Genomic DNA, 25,062 nt, shown 5'->3' with positions numbered 1-25,062 from the left:
AACCCGGCATGCCGGGATTTTTGTTACTCTTTACTTGCTAAATATCGCTCAGCATCCAAAGCAGCCATACAACCGGTTCCGGCAGCTGTAATAGCTTGACGATAAACATGATCTGCGGCATCACCTGCAACAAAAACACCTTCAACGTTTGTCAACGTTCTTCCAGGAACATTAATGATATATCCGGTTTCGTCTAAATTTAAATAATCCGCAAAAATATCAGTATTTGGTTTGTGACCAATCGCAACGAAAAATCCGGTGGCCGGAATTTCAGTTTCAACACCGGTTGTTCTCTCTTTTACTAAAACAGAACTAACCACTTGTCCGTCACCTTTAACCTCAACGGTTTCTGTATTTAATAAAATTTCAATGTTTTCAGTTTTGCGAACTCTAGCTTCCATGATTTTTGAAGCACGGAATTTTTCGCTTCTAACCAACATCGTAACTTTTCTACAAAGTTTAGATAAGTAATGAGCTTCTTCACAAGCCGAATCTCCTGCTCCAACAATTACTACTTCTTGATTTCTGTAGAAAAATCCGTCGCAAACAGCGCAAGCAGAAACACCTCCACCCATTTGAAGATAATGTTGCTCCGAAGGCAATCCTAAATATTTAGCAGAAGCTCCGGTAGAAATAATAACTGTTTCACAATGAATTTCTTTCGTGTCATTTACCCAAACTTTATGGATAGGCCCTGAAAAATCAACTTTAGTTGCCCAACCATCTCGTATATCTGTTCCGAAACGTTTGGCTTGTTCTTGCAATTGAACCATCATCTCCGGTCCGGTAACCCCGTCCGGATAACCCGGAAAATTTTCTACTTCATTAGTAGTAGTCAATTGTCCACCAGGTTGTGTTCCTTGATATAATACAGGAAACATATTGGCTCTCGCTGCATATATTGCTGCAGTATATCCCGCAGGACCGGAACCTATAATTAAACATTTTACTTTTTCTATTGTATCTGACATAATGCTAGTTTACTTAATTGTGATGCAAATGTAACTTTTTAATGAAAATTATATCTTAATTGTTGATTAGTTTTAATAATTTTCAAATAGAAGTATTTTATTTGAAAATTTGATTTGGTAAAACTAATTTTAGTTCTATATTTGCACCCTCTAAAAGAGTAAGTTTATTTTACTTTTTTCGGGGTGTAGCGTAGCCCGGTTATCGCGCCTGCTTTGGGAGCAGGAGGCCGCAGGTTCGAATCCTGCCACCCCGACCACAAAAATCCTTTCCACGCAAGTGGGAGGGATTTTTTGGTTTAAAGCCGTCAAGCTTGCTTGTAAGGATTGAAACCAAAAAATAACTCAGAGCGAAGCTCAAAAGATTTTGGTGAGCAACATTTCCTTAACTCCGGATCATGAAATAATCCAGTAAATCTCACTTTAAAAACTTATGCTTTTCATAATTAATTGATTATCAATTTTAAATTTTGTAAATTGTAATCAAATTTTAAGTTATGAAAATTAAAATAATGCTACTGACTATTCTTTTTCCTGCAATTCTTTTTGCACAAAGACCTTCAGGAATTCCTGGTGATACCGGCACCATATCTTTAAACTCTTTAAATGATGTTATACTCTATATCGTAATTCCTATTGTTATACTGATTCTGTATTATATCTGGAAACGAAAGAAAAAGAATGATGAATCATCTGAAAATTAAAATCAAAAATATTCCATCCTCCGTTTATAATTTCTATTTTTGTTGAACCTAAACAATCAATTTTACAAAATGCTTATCATCGGAATTGCAGGTGGAACAGGAAGTGGAAAAACTACAGTGGTTCACCAAATTATGAACGAACTCCCGGAAACAGAAGTCGGTATCATCTCCCAAGATTCATACTATAAAGAAACAAACAATTTGAGTTATGAAGAACGAACAAAAATCAATTTTGATCATCCGAGAGCAATTGATTTTGAACTTTTAACAGAGCACCTTAAACAATTAAAAAAAGGAAATATAATTGAACAACCTGTTTATTCTTTTGTAACGCACAACAGAACTGATGATACCGTGATTACTCATCCTAGAAAAGTTATGATTGTTGAAGGAATTTTAATTTTAGCAAACTCAGAGTTACGAGATATGTTTGACATAAAAGTATATGTTCATGCTGATTCTGACGAACGGTTAATCAGACGACTAAAAAGAGACATTGCTGAACGCGGCAGAGACATGGACGAAGTGTTGAATAGATACCAAACAACTTTAAAACCAATGCACCAACAATTTATCGAACCCACAAAAGCTTTTGCCGATATTATCATTCCAAATGATAAATACAATACCGTAGCAATTGATGTGGTTCGTGCTGTAATTAACCAACGAATTCTATAACTATGAAATTCATTCAACGTTTAAAAGACAAATATCCATGGTTTAGATTTGTTGGGAATCGATATGTTTTGGTTTTGGCTTTCTTTGCCGTTTGGATGCTTTTTTTAGACAACTACTCTTATTTAGAACATCGAATTTTAAATAAACAATTGGATGAATTAGAAACCAATAAAAAATATTATCAGGAAGAAATTAAAAATGATTGTTTAGAGATTAAACGTTTAAAAAACCTTGATTATATTGAAAAATATGCTCGTGAAAAATACTATATGAAACGAGATAGTGAAGACATTTATATCATTGAATTTGAAAAAAATTCACCAAATGATAGCAAAACCAAAAACAAATAAGAATGACCAAAAAATTATTTTCATCATTCGATTCAATTTCCAGTAAACAATGGAAACAACAAATTCAGTTTGAGTTAAAAGGAGCTGACTATAACGAAACGCTCGTTTGGGAAAGTCCGGAAGGCATTAAAGTGAAACCTTTTTATCATTTTGACGAAACGGAATTAAAACATGAAGTGCTAACTTCAAACGGGTTTTCAATCACACAAAACATCTATGTTTATGATGTGAAAAAATCAAACGAAAGAGCTTTAGATTCCTTAAATCGCGGAGCAGAATCCATTCGCTTTACTATTGAAAATGATACGATTTCATTAGACGAATTACTAAAAAATCTTCCTAAGGAACAGGTTATTTATTATTTCAACTTGTTATTTCTTTCTGCTGATTTTTTGAAGAAAATAACAACTTTTGCCACTAAAAATCAATTCAATATAATTGTTTTACAAGATGCTGTGGGTCAATTAGCCAATGATGGCAACTGGTTTTCTTCGTTAGAAAAAGATTTTAGTGAATTGAAATTAATTTCGGATTCAAAAATTCCTTTTTTAAGTTGCAAAATGGATTTGTATCAAAATGCAGGAGCGAATATCGTTCAGCAATTGGCTTATTCGTTAGCTCATGTGAATGAATATTTCAATCGAATTGAAACTATTTCATCGCCAATTACTTTTGAAGTGGCAGTTGGCACAAATTATTTCTTTGAAATTGCAAAATTAAGAGCTTTTCGTTTGCTATTTAATTCGTTAGCCAAAGAATACAATCATGATTTTGAATGTCATATTATTGCAACTCCAACAAAACGAAACAAAACATTATACGATTACAATGTAAACATGCTTCGCACCACAACTGAATGCATGAGTGCGATTTTGGGTGGAGCCGATGCCATTTCTAATTTGGCTTATGATGCGATTTATCATAAAGACAATGAATTTGGCGATCGTATTGCACGTAACCAATTATTGATTTTAAAAAAAGAAAGTTATTTTGACAAAGTAAGTAATCCATCTGATGGAGCCTATTACATTGAAACCTTAACCGAACAATTAGCTGAAAAAGCATTAGAATTGTTCAAAGATATCGAAGCAAACGGTGGATTAATCACCCAATTGATGGAAGGCACGATTCAACGAAAAATAAACGAAAGTGCTCAAAAAGAACAAGAACTTTTTGATTCCGGAAAAGAAGTTTTGCTGGGAACTAATAAATATCCAAACAAAAATGATAGAATGTCAAATGAGTTGGAATTATTTCCTTTTGTAAAAAATAATCCGAGAAAAACATTGGTAACGCCGATTATTGAAAGGAGATTGGCTGAGAAATTGGAACAGGAAAGGTTGAAAGATGAATAAATGAATTTACAGTTTTCAAAATACCAAGATTTAATTGTTGAAATTAAAAATCAAATTTTAAGTTCTCAACAAAAAGCAGCTTTATCAGTCAATAAAGAGTTGATTTTACTGTATTGGAATATTGGTAAAATGATTTTTGAAAACCAGTCACTTCTTGAAGGAAGAAACAATTACATTGACCAACTCTCAAAAGATATTAAATCTGAATTCCCGCATATTTCAGGCTTTTCAAGAACAAATCTATTCAATATAAGAAAATTTTATATTTTTTATGTTGAAAATTCAATCCAACAGCTTGTTGGACTGAATCAAATAGAATCAATCCAACAAGCTGTTGGACTAGAAAGATTTGTCTTAATTCCATGGGGACATCATGTTTTGATATTAGAAAAAACGAAAACAAAAGAAGAGGCTTTTTTTTATATAAATGAAACAATTAAAAACAATTGGAGCAGAGCAATTTTAGCATTACAACTAAAACAAAACCTCTTTGAACGACAAGGAAAATCCATAAATAATTTTGATAAAACACTAAAAACTAATCAAGCAGAACTAGTCAATCAATTATTAAAAGATCCTTATAATTTTGATTTTTTAACTTTAGAAGCAAAAGTTCACGAATTAGAAATAGAAAAACAACTAACAGAAAATATCACTAAGTTTTTATTAGAACTTGGAAAAGGTTTTGCTTTTGTTGGGAGACAATATCCTATAGAAATAGGCAAAAAATCATACTCCTTGGATTTACTCTTCTATCATATTAATTTAAAATGCTATATTGTTATTGAATTAAAAACAGTAGAATTTGAACCAGAATTTGCTGGAAAACTAAATTTTTACTTATCTGCTGTTGACGATATATTGAAAACTGAAAATGAAAATCCTTCAATCGGCATTTTATTATGCAATGGCAAAGATGGAATTGAAGTAGAATATGCTTTAAAAGACATAAACAAACCAATAGGTGTAAGTGAATATACTTTCACTGAACAACTGCCAAAAATTTACGAAAAAAACATACCTACAGTAAATGAATTTGAAAAAATTTTAAAAGAAAATTCATGAGAAAAAACATCCAACATATTAAATTAGAAGGTAGCATTCAGAAAGTAGAAAATTCACAAAAAGATAATTTTCTAACGGCTGAAAGTATTGAATTAAAGCCCTTTTATTCTAAAGATGAAATCAAAGAGTTAGAACATATTGAATTTGGTGCCGGATTTGCTCCCAATCTTCGCGGTCCTTATGCCACAATGTATGTTCGCAGACCTTGGACAGTTCGACAATATGCCGGATTTTCCACCGCCGAAGAAAGTAATGCATTTTACCGAAGAAATTTAGCTGCTGGTCAAAAAGGACTTTCAGTAGCGTTTGATTTAGCAACCCACAGAGGTTATGATTCCGATCACGAACGCGTGGTTGGCGATGTTGGAAAAGCAGGTGTCGCCATCGATTCGGTGGAAGATATGAAGATTTTGTTTGATCAAATTCCGTTAAATGAAATGTCGGTTTCGATGACTATGAACGGAGCGGTTTTGCCTATTATGGCTTTTTATATTGTCGTTGCCGAAGAACAAGGTGTGGCTCCGAATTTACTTTCGGGAACGATTCAGAATGATATTTTGAAAGAGTTTATGGTGCGAAATACCTACATCTACCCACCTACTCCTTCGATGAAAATTATTGCTGATATTTTTGAATATACGAGCAAGAATATGCCTAAATTCAATTCGATTTCGATTTCAGGTTATCACATGCAAGAAGCCGGAGCAACCGCCGATATTGAATTGGCTTATACCTTAGCCGATGGTTTAGAATACATCCGAACCGGATTAGCAGCTGGAATGGACATTGACACTTTCGCTCCTCGCCTCTCTTTTTTCTGGGCAATTGGGATGAATCATTTTATGGAAATTGCCAAAATGCGTGCGGCTCGAATGTTATGGGCAAAATTACTGAAACAATTCAATCCGAAAGATGAAAAATCATTGGCTTTGCGTACGCATTGTCAGACTTCGGGTTGGAGTTTAACCGAGCAAGATCCGTTCAACAATGTGGCTCGAACGTGTATTGAAGCGGCTGCAGCTGCCTTTGGCGGAACACAATCGCTGCACACCAATGCCTTGGATGAAGCGATTGCTTTGCCTACTGATTTCTCGGCTCGAATTGCTCGAAATACGCAAATATTTTTGCAGGAAGAAACTAAAATTTGCAAAACCGTTGATCCTTGGGCAGGAAGTTACTATGTGGAAAGTTTGACAAATGAAATTGCTCAAAAAGCGTGGACTTTAATAGAAGAAGTAGAAGAATTAGGTGGCATGACCAAAGCCATTGAAGCCGGAATTCCGAAATTGCGAATTGAAGAAGCAGCTGCCAGAAAGCAAGCCCGAATTGATAGCGGACAAGACATTATTGTTGGCGTCAACAAATACCGTTTGGAGAAAGAAGATCCGTTGATGATTTTGGATGTGGATAACGAAATGGTTCGCAAGCAACAATTGGAACGATTGGCTCAAATAAAAGCGTCTCGTGATACGGAAAAAGTAAAAGCCAGTTTGGCAAAATTGACTGCATCTGCAAAATCAGGTCAGGAAAATTTATTATCTTTAGCCGTAGAAGCAGCCCGAAACCGTGCAACTCTTGGCGAAATCAGTGATGCCTTAGAAGAAGTTTTCGGACGATATAAAGCACAAATTAGAACCTTTAGCGGCGTGTATAGTAAAGAAATTAAAAACGACGAAAGCTTTGAAAAAGCGAAACAATTAGCCGATGCGTTTGCCAAAAAAGACGGTCGTCGTCCCCGCATTATGATTGCAAAAATGGGACAAGACGGTCACGATCGTGGAGCAAAAGTAGTCGCAACCGGTTATGCCGATGTTGGTTTTGATGTAGACATTGGCCCACTTTTTCAAACACCTGCCGAAGCCGCCAAACAAGCCGTGGAAAATGACGTACATATTTTAGGCGTTTCTTCCTTGGCTGCCGGACACAAAACCTTGGTGCCACAAGTCATATCAGCACTTAAAAAATACGGTCGCGAAGATATTATGGTCATTGTAGGCGGTGTAATTCCCGCACAAGATTACCAATTTTTGTTTGATGCCGGAGCAGTTGCTGTTTTTGGCCCTGGAACGAAAATTAGTGAGGCGGCGATTAGTATTTTGGAGGTTTTACTTGAAGAGTAATATATAAATTATATGTTTGAAAACACTGACTGAGAGATTGGTGTTTTTTTTATATTTACAAAAACAAAAAAATGCTCACCCTCTCCTTCACCCCTTTCCCAATCCTCGAATCCAATCGTTTGCTGTTGCGAGCAGTTACTTTTGATGATATCAACGAAATAATGGAACTTCGCGGCAATCCCGAAACGATGAAATTCATTCCGCGACCGTTGGTTACTTCTCTTGAAATGGCATTGGAACACGTTGCTATGATTACTGAAAAAATTGAAAGCAACACGGGAATCAATTGGGGAATTACGTTAAAAGGAAATCCGAAATTGTTGGGTGTCATTGGCCATTATCGCATTCAACCTGAAAATTTTCGTTCAGAAATTGGATATATGATTTTACCTAAATATCAAAATAAAGGCATTACCAGTGAAGCCATAAATATGGTTTTAGATTATGGTTTCAACGTATTGAATTTTCATTCTGTTGAAGGTGTTATTGATCCTGAAAATTATGCCTCTGCCAAAGTATTAGAAAAAAACGGCTTTGTAAAAGAAGCTCACTTTGTTGAAAATGTATTTTGGGATGGCCAATTTTTAGATTCTGTAATTTACACCCTCTTAAAGAGAAATTTCAAAAAACAAAAATAAAATTCCTTAGATTTTAAATCTTAACACAAATTGTCTATTTTTAGGACTGAAATAGCTACCATGTCCAAACTACCTCATTTAAACACCAGCATTTTCACCATCATGTCTAAAATGGCTGTGGACCACAATGCGATAAATTTATCCCAAGGATTTCCAAATTTCCCCATTGACGAACGCATGATTGAAATTACTATGCGATTGGCAAAAGATGACGTGCATCAATATACGCCAATGGCCGGATATCCTCCATTAATGGAAAAAATTTGTCGTCTTACTTTTGAATCCTATAAAAGAAAAGTCAATCCAACTTCAGAACTTTTGGTAACCGCTGGAGCAACTGAGGCTATTTTTGCAACCCTTCAGGCCTTAGTAAGATCCGGAGATGAAGTTATCATTTTAGATCCCAGTTACGATTGTTATGAAACGCCCATTTTATTGTGTAACGCAAAACCGGTTCGGGTTTCTTTGAACGATGATTATACCCCAAATTTTGAACGAATAGCTCATCATTTATCAAACAAAACACGCTTATTAATCATCAATAATCCACACAATCCTTCAGGAAAAATGTGGACAGAAAGTGATTTTCAACAATTGGAAAATTTGTTAGACCTATATCCTGATGTTTTGATTTTAAGTGATGAAGTCTATGAATATATCACTTTTGAAAACAAACACATTTCTGCAAATACCAGAGACAAATTAAAAGACAAAACTGTTATCACTTCTTCCTTTGGAAAAACATTACACATGACCGGTTGGAAAATTGGTTATGCCATCGCCCCGGAACATTTGATGAAAGAAGTAAAAAAAGTACACCAATTTTTAGTTTTCAGCGTAAACAGTTTATCGCAAGCAGCAATTAGCGAATACCTTGATGTTTTTGACATCAACTCCGTTTCCAAACTCTATTTGGCAAAACGGGAGTTTTTCAAAGATCTTATGAAAACAACTCCTTTTGAGTTATTACCTTGTGACGGCACCTATTTTCAAGTGGCATCATACAAAGGCATTTCATCTGAAAATGATTTAGAATTTACCAAACGATTAGTCACCGAATTTGGCGTGGCAACAATTCCGTTATCCATTTTTTATGGTGACGGAACTGATTTGAAAAGAATCCGATTTTGCTTTGCCAAAGATGATGCAACACTTACTAAAGCTGCGGAACGATTACAAAAATTATAAGAACCAACAACTTTGTCTGTTAGAATTTTGTTAGTTTAATGCTAAAATTTATCAAAAATTACCCTTAAATAGTATCTTTACCTAAAACATATAATTATGAATTTTTCAGCAAAAATGCTTCGCGATAATGCCTTAGAAGACAAAGTAATTGTGGTAACCGGGGGCGGTAGTGGTCTCGGAAAAGCCATGACAAAATATTTTTTAGAATTAGGAGCCAAAGTCGCCATTACCTCCAGAGATATAGATAAATTAAAAACAACAGCTTCTGAATTAGAGAAGGAAACAGGAGGAAAATGTTTACCATTGCAATGTGATGTTCGGCATTATGACCAAGTAGAAGCGATGCTTCAAGAAGTTTTAAAAACTTTTGGAAAAGTAGATGTCTTATTAAACAATGCAGCGGGAAATTTCATTTCACCAACCGAAAGATTATCTGCAAATGCATTTGACACCATTATTGATATTGTGTTGAAAGGTTCCAAAAACTGCACCCTAGCCTTCGGAAAACACTGGATTGACACCAAACAAGAAAGTTCGGTAATTTTGAATATTGTCACCACTTATGCTTGGACTGGTTCGGCTTATGTAGTGCCAAGTGCTACAGCAAAAGCCGGGGTTTTAGCCATGACTAGAAGTTTGGCTGTAGAATGGGCAAAATATGGAATCAGAAGCAACGCAATCGCTCCCGGACCATTTCCAACAAAAGGTGCTTGGGACAGATTATTACCTGGAGATTTGGCCGAAAAATTTGATATGGCTAAAAAAGTTCCGTTAAAACGAGTGGGTGATCATCAGGAATTAGCAAATATCGCAGCTTATTTAGTTTCCGATTTTTCTGCTTATGTAAATGGCGAAGTCATTACCATTGACGGAGGTGAATGGTTAAAAGGTGCCGGACAGTTTAATTTACTTGAACAAATTCCCGAACAAATGTGGGACATGTTAGAAGCCATGATTAAAGCAAAAAAGGACAAATAAAAAAAGGTGAAATTGTTTTACGAATTAAATAAGTATTTGTGAGTAAAACAATTAACTTTTGTTAACAACTTGAAGTTGAAAAAACCATAAATAATCGTAATTTTACGGCTCAAATTTAATCTACTCAATGGGCAAAATAATTGCAATTGCGAATCAAAAAGGTGGCGTAGGAAAAACAACTACAACAGTTAATCTTGCGGCCTCTTTAGGTGTTCTAGAAAAAAAAGTGTTATTAATTGACGCTGATCCTCAGGCCAATGCCAGTTCCGGTTTAGGAATTGATGTTGATAGTGTAAGTATTGGTTCTTATCAAGTTCTGGAACACAGTCACCCTCCATCAGCCGCAATCGTTTCTTGTTCGGCTCCAAACGTTGATGTCATTCCGGCACATATCGATTTGGTGGCTATTGAAATTGAATTGGTTGACAAAGAAAACAGAGAATATATGTTAAAACAGGCTCTGGAGTCTGTTCGTGATCAATATGATTATATTTTAATTGATTGTGCTCCTTCATTAGGACTACTTACTTTGAATGCTTTGACTGCTGCAGATAGCGTTGTTATCCCAATTCAATGTGAATATTTTGCCTTGGAAGGTTTGGGCAAATTATTAAATACTATAAAAAGTGTACAAAAATTACACAATCCCGAATTAGACATTGAAGGATTGTTGTTAACCATGTATGACTCTCGTTTGCGATTGTCAAATCAAGTGGTTGAAGAAGTTCAAAAACATTTTAACGATATGGTTTTTAAAACCATCATACAACGAAATGTGAAATTGAGCGAAGCACCTAGTTTTGGAGAAAGTATCATTAACTTTGATGCAACCAGCAAAGGAGCTAACAATTATTTGAGTTTAGCTGAAGAAATTATTAAAAAAAACAGTTAGGATTTTATGACACAAGCCGCTAAAAAACAAGCTCTTGGAAGAGGTTTATCAGCTTTACTGAAAGACCCGGATAATGATATTAAATCAGTTAATGATAAAAATGCAGACAAAGTTGTAGGTAATATCATTGAGCTTGAAATTGATGCCATTGAAATAAATCCGTTTCAACCCCGAAGCAATTTTAATGAAGAAACGCTTCAGGAATTGGCTACTTCCATCAAAGAATTAGGCGTTATTCAACCCATTACAGTTAGAAAATTAGAATTTAATAAATACCAATTAATTTCTGGAGAAAGAAGGTTAAGAGCTTCTAAAATCGCAGGATTAAATGTTATTCCGGCTTATATTCGTATTGCCAATGACAACGAATCGCTTGTTATGGCTTTGGTGGAAAACATCCAACGTCATGATTTAGATCCTATTGAAATTGCACTTTCTTACCAACGTTTAATTGACGAAGTGCAACTTACTCAAGAACAAATGAGTGATAAAGTTGGAAAAAAACGTTCTACAATTGCCAATTATCTTCGACTCTTAAAACTGGATCCAATTATCCAAACCGGAATTAGAGATGGCTTTATTTCTATGGGACACGGTCGTGCTTTAATTACAATAGAAGATGAAGATGCACAATCCGATATTTATCATAAAATTATCAGTCAAAATCTTTCTGTTAGAGAAACCGAAACTTTAGTTAAAAATTATCAAGATAATTTAAAACCAAAAACAGGAAAAACCACTTCAAAAACTGCTTTGCCATTTATTATTTCTGAAACAGAAAAGAAAGAAATAGCCACTGTTTTAGGTTCAAAAATTGACATCAAAATTGACGCAAAAGGCAAAGGAAAGATTACCATTCCGTTTAAATCTGAAGCGGATTTTCAACGGATATTAAATTTAATCAAAAAGTAAGTGAAAGGATTAATCGTTATACTTTTCTTTTTTTTTGTTAACCAAACTGTTTTTGCTCAAAAAATTGAAATAGAAGAAGTTTTGATAGCAAAAGATTCTGTTGTTTATAAAGCAATCGATCCTTTAGCTCCGTCAAAAGCTGCTTTTTATTCTGCTATTCTTCCCGGATTAGGTCAAGCTTACAATAAAAAATATTGGAAAATTCCAATTGTTTATGGAGGTTTGGCTACAGGAATTTATTTTTATGTTGATAACAACAAACAGTACAACGAATTTAGGGATATCTACAAAAGACGATTGGAAGGTTTTACCGATGATGAATATTTTGGTATTTATTCTGATAATGTAGTTATCAACGCTCAACGAACTTTTCAAAGAAACAGAAGTATATCGCTCTTGGTAACTTTAGGAATTTATGTATTGAATATTGTTGACGCCAATGTTGACGCACATTTGATTCAATTTAACGTAAACAATAATTTATCATTGAAACCTGATCTAAGACAAGACGATATGACCTATAAATACAACATTGGACTCACACTAAATTATTCTTTTAAATGAAAATTGCATTATTAGGCTACGGAAAAATGGGTAAAGTAATTGAACGAATTGCTTTAGAAAGAGGTCATGAAATTGTTTTACGAAAATCTAAAGAAGCTACATTTGAAGGTTTGCTAAATGCTGACATTGCTATTGACTTTAGTGTTCCCGATGCTGCAATTGAAAATATTTCTACCTGTTTAAATGCAGGAATTCCAGTTGTTTCAGGAACTACAGGATGGTTGGAAGATTACCACTCCATGGTGTCGCTTTGCAATGAAAAAAACGTTGCTTTTATATATGGTTCTAATTTTAGCTTGGGCGTAAATCTATTTTTTGAACTCAACAACCATTTGGCACAACTAATGTCGAAATTTGATCAATATAAAGTTTCAATGGAAGAAATTCATCATACCCAAAAGTTGGATGCTCCAAGCGGAACCGCTATTTCTTTAGCAAACGGTATTATAAACAATACTTCATATAACAAATGGACTTTAGAAAACACCAATGAAAGTGATACTTTGTATATTGATGCCAAACGAATTGAAAATGTTCCGGGAACTCACAGTATTTTCTATACTTCAGAGGTAGACACAATTGAAATTAAACATACCGCTCACAATCGGGAAGGTTTTGCCCTTGGTGCCGTTATTGCTGCAGAATGGCTTTTAGGGAAAAAAGGTGTTTTCACTATGAAAGATGTTTTGGGTTTGAAATAAATAGTAAAAATTAGAAACATTTAAATAAATTTACAGACTAATACAATTATTCTTCGAAATCAATTTGGATGTTCGAATCACTTAAAAAAAGACTAAAATGACGCTATATCAATGGTTTATACTTTTTCTGATTGTACAAATTATTCATTATTTAGGAACTTGGAAATTATACGAAAAAGCCGGTAGAAAATCATGGGAAGCTGCCGTTCCGGTTTATAATGCCATAATTTTAATGAAAATTATAAACCGTCCGTGGTGGTATACATTTTTATTATTTATACCTATTATTAACCTGATTATGTTTCCGGTAGTTTGGGTCGAAACTTTGCGAAGTTTTGGAAAAAATTCTACTGTTGATACCATTTTAGGAGTTGCTACTTTAGGTTTATACATTTATTATATCAATTACACACAAGATGTCCAACATATAAAAGAACGTTCATTACATCCAAAAAATGCAACTGCTGATTTTATAAGTTCTATTTTATTTGCGATTGTTGTCGCAACAACGGTTCACACTTATGTGATGCAACCGTATACGATACCGACTTCATCATTAGAAAAATCTTTACTTGTTGGCGACTTTTTGTTTGTTAGTAAATTTCATTATGGAGCCAGAACTCCCTCAACAGCTATCGCTTTTCCGATGGTTCATGATACTATTCCTTTGCTTAAGAAAAAATCATATTTTAATTTTCCGCAATTGCCTTATTTCAGATTTCCGGCTTTACAAAAAGTAGAGCGAAACGAAATTGTTGTTTTTAACTGGCCAACCGATACCGTTAAATTTTTCGGTGATCGAGTAAGCAAAGGCATCCGAAAACCAATCGATAAAAAATCAAATTATGTAAAACGTTGCGTAGGAATTGCCGGAGATAGTCTTCAAATAAAAAATGGAGATGTATATGTTAATGGTAAAATATTGCCACTTCATGATCGTCAAAAGTTGCAATATTCTTATGAAGTAGTAACAGATGGTTCAGGTTTTAGCTATGATTATATAATTAAAGAATTAAAAATAACCGATGCTTTTGGACAAATTTCTCCTACTCGCTTTCAATTTAAAGCCTTAACGGATGAAAATGCAGCCAGATTGCGAAACAATCCCGTAGTTCAAAGTGTCACAAAAATTGAAGAAAAAGAAGGTTACTCTCAAATTTTTCCACATACAAAAAATTGGAATGTTGATAATTTTGGACCCATTTACATTCCTGAAGCCGGAAAAACAGTAGCTTTAAATAAAGAAACTATTCCATTTTATGAGATGATTATCAAAGAATACGAAAAAAATGATTTGATGATAAATGGTGATGAAATTCGTATTAATGGAGAAATAGCCACTTCATACACCTTTCAACAAGACTATTATTGGATGATGGGAGATAACCGTCACAATTCAGAAGACAGCCGTTTTTGGGGTTATGTGCCAGCTGATCACATTGTTGGTAAGCCCGTATTCATTTGGATGAGTTTAGATCAAAACACGCCTTGGGGTAAATTATTTGATAAAATCAGATGGGAAAGAATGTTTACTACTGTTGGTGGTGATGGAGAACCGGTATCTTACTTTAGCTATTTCTTATTGATTATGGCCGCATGGTTTGGTTTTGATTTTTATCGCAAGAGAAAAAAGAAAAAAGAAGCTGCTTAATTATTACTATGATTAGTTTACTTCATCCAACCTATTTTCCGTCAATAAGTCATTTTGTGGCAATGTTACAAGCTGATAGTGTTGTTTTTGAAATGGAAGATAATTTTCAAAAACAAACCAATAGAAATAGGATGTACATCCACAGTCCGAACGGAGTTCAACTTTTGAATATCCCAATTAAACATGCAACTATTCCACATCAAAAAACAAAAGATGTGCGTTTGGAAACCGCTTTCAATTGGCAAAAGCAACATTTAAAATCGTTAGAAGCGGCTTATCGAGCCTCACCCTTTTTTGAATATTTTGAAGATGATCTTCAAACCATTTTCAACAAGAAACATACGTTCTTAATGGATTTAAATTTGGAATCAATAGCTGTAGTTTGCAATTGTTTGGGCGTTGCTATACCATTTGAAAAAACAATGGAATACTTTCATGAAGTAAACGATATTTCGGATTTTAGAAGTCTTGCCAACGGCAAAAAAGACGGAGCTACATTTGAACCTTATACGCAAGTTTTTCAAGAAAAAAATGGATTTTTGAATAACTTAAGTATTCTTGATTTACTTTTCAATGAAGGAAGATATGCTGTAGATTATTTGAAAAGACAAGAGATTTAATTCCCCTTTGGCAAAATCGAAACCCTAGAAACAATAGGAAAGTGATCTGAATTTTTGAAATCAGAAAAACTTTTGTGACTTTTCACTTCAAATTGTTTGTCTGTAAAAATATAATCTATTCGAGCAGGGTAATATTTAAAACTATAGGTTTTCCCAAAACCACTTCCCGCTTCTTCAAAGGTATCATTCAAATCACCTTTAACACTTCTGTAAACAAAAGAAAAAGCACTATTGTTCATGTCACCACAAATTATAACCGGATAACTACATCCCATTTTGTGTTTTTTTACAATTTCAGCTTGATTTTGTTGTTCTCTGAAAGCAGCAGATGTTCTGGAAAAAATTCTTTTTGATCTAGTTTTAGTGACACCTTCCTGAATATTTTCGTCAATCTCGTGAACATCAGGAGTAATTTTTATCGATTGAAGATGAATACTGTAAACTCTAAAAACTGTGGTGTCTTTTTTTAAATCAACAAAAACAGCATTGTTGGTAGAATTCGGAAAATTCAAAACACCTCTATCAACTATCGGAAATTTAGAAAAAATGGCTTGTCCAAGTTTGGTGTTTTTGCCTTCAATAAAAACATGTTGGTAAGGATATTTAGAAAAATCAATTGTGTTTGTGTTCGAAAATTCTTGAATACACAAAACATCGGGATTGTTTTCCTTTATAAATTCAGAAATGTTGGCACTTACATCTTCGTTTTTAATCCAATCATACAAATTAAATAAACGTACATTATAACTCATAATCACAAGATCGTTTTTATGGCTTTCGGATTCATTCCCATAAAGTTTATAAAACTTGTTGATGAATGTAATTCCCAAAAGCAAAACAATCCCTGAGAGCAACATCTGCCTTTTGAATTGCAACAACCAATAGATAAAAAACAGTAGGTTAATGATTAATATCAACGGTAAAAAAAGGCTTAAAACAGATAAAATAGGAAATAATCTTGGAGCAAGAAACGGCAAAAAATAAGCCACAAAAGTCACAAGCAACACAAAAAAATTGCATATAAAAATAAACTTGTTGAACCAACTTAATTTTTTCATGTATGCCAACTTACTCTTTTCCGGATTTAAATAAAAATTCTTTTTCTTCTTTAGTTAAACTTTCATATCCTGATTTGCTGATTTTATCTAAAATCTCATCGATTTGTTGTTGCGATTTATCTTTAACAACCGGTTTTGGCTTTGAATACGACTCATTTTTATGGACTTTTCTGAACGGTGTTGTTTTTTTTGCTGAAAATAAATTGATGCAATAATCTAAAAATCCTGAAAACCATTTTGTGATATCATTTCCTTTTTTCAACTGACTACTGAATAAAAATCCAAACAATGCACCTCCTAAATGAGCAATATGCCCTCCGGTATTTGCTGTAGATAAACTTATTAAATCAATAATTAAATAGAACATGGCGATGTGCCAAAGTTTTATATTTCCAATCAATGGCAATCTAACTTGCATGTGAGGTGCATAAGTTGCAACACCAAACATAATTGTCATTACAGCTCCTGAAGCTCCAACAAGTTCAGCATTCTTATTAATTAATGCCGGAAATAATAAGTAACTTAAAATATAGATAAAACCGGCAAAAATACCACCCAATAGGTACAAACTCAACAGTTGTTTTTGAATAAAAAATGTCAAAAAAAATCTGCCAACAAAATGTAAAATAATAAGATTGAAGATAATATGTAAAAATCCAATGTGGAAAAAAGCATAAGAAAGAATTGACCAAGGTTTCCATAACAAATCTGCAGGATTTGAAGACAAACTGATATAATTGGAAAAAGAAAAATCGATTCCAAATAAAGATAAAACACCTAAAACAACATAGGGAATAACAAACAAGGCAACATTCCAGTAGATTAACTTTTCAGTTACGCCACCCATAGTATATTGCTGTTTGATTTCGTTAAAAATATTCATAAAAACTTACTTTTTACCAATTACTTATTACCTATCACCAATTATCCATTACCTTTTACCACTCCAATTTAATCCCAACGATTCTTGTCGAACTGCGATTTCTTCCAATACCACATCATCAAAAATCCGAAAAGTGCACCACCAACGTGAGCAAAGTGAGCAATACCACCGCCACCAAACAGCGATGAACCCGTGATTCCCATATATAAATCGATAGCCACTAAACCGGGAACAAAATATTTTGCTTTAATTGGAACCGGAATAAACAACAACATTAATTCGGCATTTGGAAACATAAACGCAAAAGCTACTAAAATTCCATATAAAGCTCCGGAAGCTCCAACAGCCGGAATGTGATAGGCTTGGAACATTCCTTTTAGAATTTCCATGTCTACATCTTCAGATGCACTTTTGAAATTTATACTACCCGTTTCTAAAATGAATTTCAATTGATCACTATATCCTATGGATTCTAAATAAACAACGCCTTTATGGAATTCATAGTAATTCATTCCACTATGAACGAGTGCCGCTCCAATTCCACAAGAAATATAGAAAAACAAAAACTTTTTCCAACCCCAAAAATGTTCCAAAGCTGAACCAAACATAACTAAACCAAACATATTGAAGAAAATATGCATTAAATTTGGCATTTGTGCGTGCATAAACATATGAGTGATGGGCTGCCACCATTCAAACTTATCATTCAAAGGAAAATACAACGAAAACAACTCATACGACATGGGTGCAGTCATCGCTGAACCAATATAAAATAAGATGTTTATAATCAATAATTGCTTTACGGTTTCGGTCATTCGCATCATAACATAAATCGTTTTTCGATATCATCAACTGATAACGTGATAAAAGTAGGTTTATTAAATGGAGAAGTAGCCGGTTCTTTGCAAGCAAACAAACCATTTACTATATTTTCTTGTTCTTTTTGTGCTAAAAATGAGCCGTTTTTCACAGCCATGCTTCGAGCCAAAGATTTCGCGATAGTATCATTTTGACTGAAATTATGATCTGAAGTGCCATTGTTCAAATCGTTAATAACTGCTTCAATAATTGCAGTAACTTGACTTTCATTGCTATTTATTGGAATACCTGAAATCAAAATAACATCTTTAGAAATGGAATCAAAAATGAACCCCATATTTTCTAACGCACCTTTTAACTCATGAATTAAATTAATTTCGTTTTGAGAAAATTGTAGCGAAACAGGAAATAATAATTTTTGACTGGAAGCATTGGCCACCGTCATATTTTTTAAAAATTGCTCGTACAAAATCCGTTGATGGGCTCTTTTTTGATCAATAACAATCAATCCTGATTTGATTGGAGTAACAATATATTTTTTTTGAATTTGATACGTTCTTGTTGACGTTTCTTCAATTTCATTTTCATTTTCTATAAAAAGAGAACCGCTCACAATATCTGTTTCAAAACTATGTGAAGCAATTTCTTGACTATCTGTTTTTAAATTGACATACAAGCTTTCCCAAGAAGCAGTATCGGCTTGATGTTCTCTGTAACTTGAACGTCCAAAATTTTTAGGTTTACTATCCTCAGAAAAAGGGTTATAATTGGAATCTACTTGTATTGTTGGATAATTGACTTCTTTATTTTGGATCTGATAAGGTGTATCAAGGTTTGGATCTCGTTCAAAATCTAAAACCGGAGCCACATTAAACATACCCAAACTATGTTTAACTGTGGAACGCAAAATGGCGTATAAAGCATGTTCATCATCAAACTTGATTTCTGTTTTTGTTGGATGAATATTTATATCAATACTATTTGGCGGTACAGTTAAATAAATAAAATAGGAAGGTTGCAATCCATCTTTGAGCAAACCTTCATAAGCGGCCATAACAGCATGATGCAAATAACCACTTTTGATAAACCTATCATTTACAAAAAAGAATTGTTCTCCTCTACTTTTTTTAGCATATTCAGGTTTAGACACAAAACCTTGAACCGTGACCAACTCCGTTTCTTCGCTTAACGGAACTAATTTTTCATTTGTTTTACCTGAAAAAACTCCAACAATTCGCTGTCTTAAATTGGATGAAGTCAAATTATATAATTCACTCCCGTTGTGAATCAAAGAAAATTGGATAGCAGGATGAGCCAACACCACACGTTGAAATTCATCAACTATATGTCTGAATTCTACCGTTTCTGATTTTAAAAAATTGCGTCGGGCAGGAATATTATAAAATAAATTTTTTACTGAAAAAGAAGTCCCTTTAGGCACAACCGCAGGATCTTGCGAGTTTACTTTGGTTCCTTCAATTATGATATGAGTCCCTAATTCTTCACCTTCTTGTTTGGTTTTAAGTTCCACATGAGCAATCGCAGCTATTGAAGCTAGAGCCTCGCCCCTAAAGCCTTTTGTATGAATGGCAAATAAATCTTCGGCATGACGAATTTTGGAGGTAGCATGTCTTTCAAAACAAAGCCGGGCATCAGTCACACCCATTCCAACGCCATTATCAATGACTTGAATTAATGATTTTCCGGCATCTTTAACGACCAACTTTATTTGCGTTGCTTTTGCATCAACGGCATTTTCAAGTAATTCTTTTACCACTGAAGCAGGGCGTTGCACCACCTCTCCGGCTGCAATTTGATTGGCTACATGATCCGGAAGTAATTGAATGACACTTGACATTATTTACTAATAAATAGGGATAAATCGAAATCGATTATGAATAAAAATAAGAGTAATAAAATGGTTATAATTATCAATATAGTTTTATTTGTTTTTGAATCCGAATTTGTTTTAAAATCATCATAAGCCGAAATAAACTTTGATTTCAAACCCCCTTGATCGCCAACTGTTTTTCGGAATTTATCGAACTTTGGTTCAATACGAAAAGGACTCCCCTCACTATCACTTTGATAATAACGAGGTTGATAACTGAATTTTTTGTTTGTTCTTTTACTAAATGCTCCCATAATTATAACTGTTTTCAAAGGTACTCAAAATCAAAAACAATGCCCATATTGTTAGGTTAAAAATTGTTAACATCTGGTTCTTTTTAACCATAAAAAAAGCCAAATCAAATGGATTTGGCTAACTTTCTTATTCAGAACACTATTTTTTATTTAAAAAACTGTCATTTTAATTGCTGCAACAGCTGCTTCAACACCTTTATTCCCGTGCTTTCCTCCACTTCTATCAATGGATTGCTGAAGGTTATTATCTGTTAGCACACAAAATATCACCGGCATTTTACCGACTAAATTCAAATCTTTTATGCCGTGTGTCACACCTTCACAAACAAAATCAAAATGTTGGGTTTCTCCTTTTATCACACTTCCAATGGCAATAATTCCGGCCAAATTTGGATAGGCTTCCATCATTTTTTTGCAACCGTAAATAAGTTCAAAACTTCCGGGAACATTCCACCTGATAATATTTTCAGGCTTAACATTACAATCAGTTAATGTGTCAAAAGCTCCTTTAAAAAGTCCTTCTGTAATGGAATCATTCCATTCAGAAACAACAATCCCAAACGAAAGCTGACTAACGTTTGGGAGCGTGTTTTTATCGTATTGAGATAAGTTTTTATTTTCTGTTGCCATTCTTTATTTTGAAAGACCAATAAGACCATCTATATTTCTAGCTTCCGGGGCAGCTTCATAACTTTCTTTTATTTCAGTGAAATAGTTTAAAGCCTCTTGTTTTTGACCTAAAGTCAAAGCTGTTTGTCCTGCTTTGTATAAAAAACGTGGCGTGGTTAACTCATTAGAATTCATACGAGCTGCTTTTTCATAATATTCTAAAGCATCTTTTAACTGATTTCTCTGAGCAAATGCATCTCCAATAGCTCCTTTTGCCAAAGCACTTAAAACAATATCTTTAGAACTGAATTTATCTAAATAAGCAATTGCTTCTGTGTTTTTCCCAATGTTTAAATAAGCAATTCCGGCATAGTAATTAGCTAAATTTCCGGCATCTGTACCGGAGAATTCCTCTGCAATTTTTATAAAACCATATTTTCCATCAGCACCGTTTAATGCTAGTGTAAACAAACTATCTTGACCTGTAGTAGCATCAACCGCTTGTTGAAAATTTTGTTGAGCCACAAACATTTCTTCTGCTGCTTCAATTTCTTTAGGTTCAGTTACAAACTTACCGTACAACAAATAAGCTACCGTTAAAAAAGCAATAACTCCAACAACTCCAAATATGATTTTTTGGTTTTTTGCTACCCACTCTTCTGCTTTTGAAGCGTTTTCATCTAACGTACTGAAAACTTCGGCAGTTGTACTGTTTTTCACATCAACATCAACGTTTTCTTCAATATCTTCAATATCTTTTGGTTTTGGTGCTTTGAACCCTCTTTTATTATAAGTTGCCATTTATTTTAAATTTAATGAGCCGCAAAAATAAAATTTTTATTGAAATTTAAAAGCCCTTTTTTTGGATATTTTTGAATAATTTGCACCACTGGAATTTAAAGGACGGAAAAATTTTAATTTTATCGCTCAAGAACACTCAAAAAGTCAACGTTTAATTGGTATCCCATTGTTTTTAAAACGAATTACATTAGTCAATTATAAAAATTTTTCTGAAGCTCAATATGAGTTTCAAAACACTATTAATTGTTTTGTAGGGAAAAACGGTATAGGAAAAACCAATATTCTGGATGCAATTTATCATTTGGCCTACGGAAAAAGCTATTTTAATCCGCAAGCTGTTCAAAATATTAAACACGATCAAGAATTTTTTGTGATTGAAGGTGATTTTATCAAAAACGACAGAACGGAATTAATTACCTGTAGTTTAAAAAAAGGTCAAAAGAAAATTTTAAAGCGAAACGGAAAAATTTACGAGAAATTTTCTGATCATGTTGGTTTTATTCCACTAGTGATAATATCACCGGCAGACCGTGATTTAATTATTGAAGGAAGTGAAACCAGACGGAAATTTATGGATAGCGTCATTTCACAATCAGATGTTTCTTATTTGTCAGATTTAATAAAATATCAAAAAATAATTAGTCAACGTAATGCCCTTTTAAAATACTTTGCCTCTAATCGGGTTTTTGAAAAAGACACTTTAGCAGTTTATGATGAGCAACTCGAACCGCTCGCTCATGCTCTATTTGAAAAAAGAAAAAAGTTTATTGAAAACTTTACACCAATTTTTCAATCGCATCATCAAGCGATTACTGAAGGTGCTGAAAAAGTACAATTGGTATATGAAAGTCAACTTTTTGACGCTTCATTAAACCAACTTTTTATAGAAAATTTACAAAAAGACAAATTATTACAGTTTACTTCTGCCGGAATTCATAAAGATGATTTGTCTTTTGAAATTGAAAATCATTCCATAAAAAAGTTTGGTTCACAAGGTCAACAAAAATCTTATTTGATAGCCTTGAAATTAGCCCAATTTGATTTTTTAAAAAAACAAAGTGGCGAAAAACCCATTCTTATTTTTGATGATATTTTTGATAAACTAGATGAATATCGTGTCAGCAAAATTGTTGAAATGGTAAACAATGATTCATTCGGACAATTATTTATCAGTGACACACATCCTGACCGAACTGAATCTATCGTAAAAATGACACATCAAGAGTATAAAATCTTTCGTTTAAAATAATTTTTTTTTACAAATCAATTCATTTAAAAATTTCAGCGTTTTACTGTAGCTTTGTTAAAATATTTTTGATATGATTACAAATAGCACCATTCAATTTTTAGAAGATTTAAAAGAGAACAATAATAGAGATTGGTTTCTTTCACAAAAGTCTTCTTATGAAAATTACAAAAAAAACTATCACGGTTTAATAGCCTCCATTTTGGAGCATTTGAAACCAAAAGATGAAAGTTTAAAGCATTTGGAAATTAAAAACTGTACGTTTAGAATCAATCGTGACATTAGATTTTCAAAAGATAAATCTCCTTATAAAACCCACATGGGAATCTGGTTTTCAACCAATCAAAACTTAAAAAATGCTCCGGGATATTATGTTCATATTGAAAAAGGCAAAAGTTTTATAGCTGGTGGTCTTTATTGTCCGGAACCCTCTGATTTGAAAAAAATCAGAAAAGAAATTGCTTTTTTTTATGATGAATTTCAAGAAATCATTACTCATAAAACATTTAAAAAAGAGTTTAACGAATTAGACCGTGACCCCGCTCAAGTTTTAAAAACGGCTCCAAAAGATTTTGAAAAAGATCACCCGGCTATTGAATTTTTAAAATTAAAAAGTGTTACCGCTACACAAAAAATCAATGACGATGCCTTGTTTAAAAGTGATTTTGCAGAAACGATTGCCCAAAAACTATTGGTTTTGAAACCATTGAATGAATTTTTAAACAGAGCATTACAGATAGAATAATTGACCAAAACCAATTCAAATTAGTTTACTTTTGTTGTCTCAACTTTTAGGTTATTTATGAAAATCTATTTCGATTATTCGCTTAAGAATTACAATACATTTGGCATTGAAGCCAAAGCAAAGCAGTTTGTTTCTGTTCAATCGATTGATGAATTGACAGCAGTTTTAGCGTTTAATTCTGATGCTAAAAAATTTATATTAGGAGGCGGAAGCAACATGCTATTAACGCAAGATATTGATGCTTTGGTCATTCATCTTAACTTAAAAGGAATAAAAATTGTTGATGAAAACAAAGATTATGTTTGGGTTGAAAGCCAAGCCGGTGAAAATTGGCATAAATTTGTTTTATGGACCATTGAACATGATTTTGGCGGATTGGAAAACCTTTCTTTAATTCCGGGAAATGTAGGCACCACTCCTATTCAAAACATTGGGGCTTATGGTGTTGAAATTAAAGACACCTTTGTTTTGTGTGAAGCCATTCATATTGAAACGCAAGAATTACTGATTTTTAAAAACGAAACTTGCAAGTTTGGCTATAGAGAAAGTATTTTCAAAAACGAAGTAAAGGATGAGTTTATTATCACCTCTGTAATTTTCAAATTGACCAAAAGAAATCACAAGCTCAACACTTCTTATGGTGCTATTGAAACAGAATTACAACTCCAAAACTGCACAAAACCAACCATTAAAGATGTTAGCAATGCCGTAATTGCCATCCGAAAAAGTAAACTACCGGATCCAAAAGAATTAGGAAATAGTGGTAGTTTTTTTAAAAACCCGGTAATTTCAAAAAATGAATTTGAAAAAATTCAAAATAAATTTCCCGAAATACCCCATTATGTGGTTTCAGATACGGAAGTAAAAGTACCTGCCGGATGGTTAATTGAACAAGCCGGATTTAAAGGGAAACGCTTTGGTGATGCAGGAATTCACAAAAACCAAGCTTTAGTTTTGGTGAATTACGGAAATGCCACCGGAAAAGAAATTTGGGATGTTGCCTTAACCATTCAAGATACAATTTATAAAACGTATGGAATTAAAATTGAGACCGAAGTAAACATCATCTAGTTTCGACTTTTTTAAAATAAAATTAACCCCATTAAAAAGTTAAATAACAATCGGTTTTTTTATCTTTGCACAACAAAAAAAAACGCATCAAAAATGAAATTGATTTTATTAACTATTGGTCTTTTAGCCTTAGCATTTGCGGGAATTGCAATTAAAATTTGGGCAAAAAAAGACGGTAAATTTGCCGGAACTTGTGCGAGCCAAAGTCCGTTTTTGAACAAAGACGGCGAAAATTGCAGTTTTTGTGGCAAATCACCTGAAGAAATGAAAGACTGTTCTGAACCCACTCATTCTTAATTTG

26 protein-coding genes and 1 tRNA gene are annotated in these 25,062 nt (G+C 33.5%); 20 read left to right on the top strand and 7 right to left on the bottom strand.

Annotation, left to right across the window (positions count from 1 at the left end; genetic code table 11):
• Positions 1–23 precede the first annotated feature (23 nt).
• Positions 24–971 (bottom strand): thioredoxin-disulfide reductase, encoded by a 948-nt coding sequence (trxB, locus tag B3L86_RS13340; protein WP_291120261.1) that lies wholly within the window; start codon positions 969–971, stop codon positions 24–26.
• A 179-nt stretch (positions 972–1,150) separates the two neighbouring features.
• Here trxB and B3L86_RS13335 point away from each other — a divergent pair.
• The 16 genes from B3L86_RS13335 to B3L86_RS13260 all read left to right on the top strand — a co-directional run bounded on the left by B3L86_RS13335 (position 1,151) and on the right by B3L86_RS13260 (position 15,384).
• Positions 1,151–1,228, top strand: a tRNA-Pro gene (locus tag B3L86_RS13335).
• 237 nt (positions 1,229–1,465) lie between these two features.
• Complete coding sequence (locus tag B3L86_RS13330) at positions 1,466–1,672, top strand: adenylosuccinate synthetase (protein ID WP_291120258.1); 207 nt, start codon at positions 1,466–1,468, stop codon at positions 1,670–1,672.
• Between the two features lie 69 nt (positions 1,673–1,741).
• Positions 1,742–2,350 (top strand): uridine kinase, encoded by a 609-nt coding sequence (gene udk, locus B3L86_RS13325; RefSeq protein ID WP_291120255.1) that lies wholly within the window; start codon positions 1,742–1,744, stop codon positions 2,348–2,350.
• Between the two features lie 2 nt (positions 2,351–2,352).
• Entirely contained in the window at positions 2,353–2,700 is a 348-nt protein-coding gene (locus B3L86_RS13320; protein ID WP_291120252.1) for an FtsB family cell division protein, read from the top strand.
• Between the two features lie 2 nt (positions 2,701–2,702).
• Positions 2,703–4,055: a methylmalonyl-CoA mutase subunit beta gene (locus B3L86_RS13315; protein ID WP_291120249.1), complete on the top strand. Its 1,353-nt coding sequence runs from the start codon at positions 2,703–2,705 to the stop codon at positions 4,053–4,055.
• On the top strand, positions 4,056–5,120 hold the full coding sequence (locus B3L86_RS13310) for a PDDEXK nuclease domain-containing protein (RefSeq protein WP_291120247.1): 1,065 nt from the start codon (positions 4,056–4,058) through the stop codon (positions 5,118–5,120).
• Entirely contained in the window at positions 5,117–7,240 is a 2,124-nt protein-coding gene (gene scpA, locus B3L86_RS13305; protein WP_291120244.1) for a methylmalonyl-CoA mutase, read from the top strand. The genes B3L86_RS13310 and scpA overlap by 4 nt, the downstream gene beginning before the upstream one ends.
• Positions 7,241–7,311: 71 nt before the next feature.
• On the top strand, positions 7,312–7,878 hold the full coding sequence (locus tag B3L86_RS13300; RefSeq protein WP_291120241.1) for a GNAT family N-acetyltransferase: 567 nt from the start codon (positions 7,312–7,314) through the stop codon (positions 7,876–7,878).
• Positions 7,879–7,938: 60 nt separating this feature from the next.
• Positions 7,939–9,066 carry a methionine aminotransferase gene (locus tag B3L86_RS13295; RefSeq protein ID WP_291120238.1) on the top strand — a complete coding sequence of 376 codons (1,128 nt, stop codon included), beginning with the start codon at positions 7,939–7,941 and terminating at the stop codon, positions 9,064–9,066.
• Positions 9,067–9,162: 96 nt separating this feature from the next.
• Complete coding sequence (locus B3L86_RS13290; protein ID WP_291120235.1) at positions 9,163–10,044, top strand: SDR family oxidoreductase; 882 nt, start codon at positions 9,163–9,165, stop codon at positions 10,042–10,044.
• Between the two features lie 127 nt (positions 10,045–10,171).
• Positions 10,172–10,936, top strand: a complete 765-nt coding sequence (locus B3L86_RS13285; RefSeq protein ID WP_188360792.1) for a ParA family protein — start codon at positions 10,172–10,174, stop codon at positions 10,934–10,936.
• A gap of 6 nt (positions 10,937–10,942) precedes the next feature.
• Positions 10,943–11,848, top strand: coding sequence for a ParB/RepB/Spo0J family partition protein (locus tag B3L86_RS13280; RefSeq protein ID WP_291120229.1), 906 nt, complete (start codon positions 10,943–10,945; stop codon positions 11,846–11,848).
• Entirely contained in the window at positions 11,849–12,412 is a 564-nt protein-coding gene (locus tag B3L86_RS13275) for a DUF5683 domain-containing protein (protein WP_291120227.1), read from the top strand.
• Positions 12,409–13,113 (top strand): 4-hydroxy-tetrahydrodipicolinate reductase, encoded by a 705-nt coding sequence (gene dapB, locus B3L86_RS13270; RefSeq protein WP_291120224.1) that lies wholly within the window; start codon positions 12,409–12,411, stop codon positions 13,111–13,113. The genes B3L86_RS13275 and dapB overlap by 4 nt, the downstream gene beginning before the upstream one ends.
• Before the next feature lie 97 nt (positions 13,114–13,210).
• The gene (gene lepB, locus B3L86_RS13265) at positions 13,211–14,764 is read left to right on the top strand and encodes a signal peptidase I (protein WP_291120222.1); all 1,554 of its coding nucleotides are present in this window, start codon (positions 13,211–13,213) and stop codon (positions 14,762–14,764) included.
• Between the two features lie 8 nt (positions 14,765–14,772).
• The gene (locus B3L86_RS13260) at positions 14,773–15,384 is read left to right on the top strand and encodes a WbqC family protein (protein WP_291120219.1); all 612 of its coding nucleotides are present in this window, start codon (positions 14,773–14,775) and stop codon (positions 15,382–15,384) included.
• On the opposite strand, the gene B3L86_RS13255 is transcribed toward B3L86_RS13260, so the two are convergent.
• From B3L86_RS13255 to B3L86_RS13225, 6 genes are all read right to left on the bottom strand, one after another.
• Positions 15,381–16,442 (bottom strand): endonuclease/exonuclease/phosphatase family protein, encoded by a 1,062-nt coding sequence (locus B3L86_RS13255; protein WP_291120215.1) that lies wholly within the window; start codon positions 16,440–16,442, stop codon positions 15,381–15,383. The genes B3L86_RS13260 and B3L86_RS13255 overlap by 4 nt on opposite strands.
• Positions 16,443–16,452: 10 nt before the next feature.
• Complete coding sequence (locus tag B3L86_RS13250; RefSeq protein ID WP_291120212.1) at positions 16,453–17,325, bottom strand: rhomboid family intramembrane serine protease; 873 nt, start codon at positions 17,323–17,325, stop codon at positions 16,453–16,455.
• A 68-nt stretch (positions 17,326–17,393) separates the two neighbouring features.
• Complete coding sequence (locus tag B3L86_RS13245) at positions 17,394–18,149, bottom strand: rhomboid family intramembrane serine protease (protein WP_291120209.1); 756 nt, start codon at positions 18,147–18,149, stop codon at positions 17,394–17,396.
• Positions 18,146–20,002 (bottom strand): DNA mismatch repair endonuclease MutL, encoded by a 1,857-nt coding sequence (gene mutL, locus B3L86_RS13240; protein WP_291120207.1) that lies wholly within the window; start codon positions 20,000–20,002, stop codon positions 18,146–18,148. The genes B3L86_RS13245 and mutL overlap by 4 nt, the downstream gene beginning before the upstream one ends.
• A gap of 437 nt (positions 20,003–20,439) precedes the next feature.
• Positions 20,440–20,919 carry a 6,7-dimethyl-8-ribityllumazine synthase gene (gene ribH / locus B3L86_RS13230; protein WP_291120202.1) on the bottom strand — a complete coding sequence of 160 codons (480 nt, stop codon included), beginning with the start codon at positions 20,917–20,919 and terminating at the stop codon, positions 20,440–20,442.
• A 3-nt stretch (positions 20,920–20,922) separates the two neighbouring features.
• Positions 20,923–21,699, bottom strand: a complete 777-nt coding sequence (locus tag B3L86_RS13225) for a tetratricopeptide repeat protein (RefSeq protein WP_291120201.1) — start codon at positions 21,697–21,699, stop codon at positions 20,923–20,925.
• Between the two features lie 166 nt (positions 21,700–21,865).
• Between B3L86_RS13225 and recF the strand changes: the two genes are divergently transcribed.
• The 4 genes from recF to B3L86_RS13205 all read left to right on the top strand — a co-directional run bounded on the left by recF (position 21,866) and on the right by B3L86_RS13205 (position 25,058).
• A complete protein-coding gene (recF, locus tag B3L86_RS13220; protein ID WP_291120198.1) occupies positions 21,866–22,948 on the top strand; it encodes a DNA replication/repair protein RecF in 1,083 nt (360 codons plus the stop codon).
• 70 nt (positions 22,949–23,018) lie between these two features.
• Positions 23,019–23,690, top strand: coding sequence for a DUF2461 domain-containing protein (locus B3L86_RS13215; protein ID WP_291120194.1), 672 nt, complete (start codon positions 23,019–23,021; stop codon positions 23,688–23,690).
• Positions 23,691–23,747: 57 nt separating this feature from the next.
• Positions 23,748–24,761, top strand: a complete 1,014-nt coding sequence (gene murB, locus B3L86_RS13210) for a UDP-N-acetylmuramate dehydrogenase (RefSeq protein WP_291120191.1) — start codon at positions 23,748–23,750, stop codon at positions 24,759–24,761.
• Between the two features lie 93 nt (positions 24,762–24,854).
• On the top strand, positions 24,855–25,058 hold the full coding sequence (locus B3L86_RS13205; RefSeq protein ID WP_291120188.1) for a membrane or secreted protein: 204 nt from the start codon (positions 24,855–24,857) through the stop codon (positions 25,056–25,058).
• Positions 25,059–25,062 lie beyond the last annotated feature (4 nt).

The organism is Flavobacterium sp. UBA6135 (assembly GCF_002428305.1).
GTDB lineage: Bacteria > Bacteroidota > Bacteroidia > Flavobacteriales > Flavobacteriaceae > Flavobacterium.
This window is presented reverse-complemented; position numbering and strand designations above follow the sequence as displayed.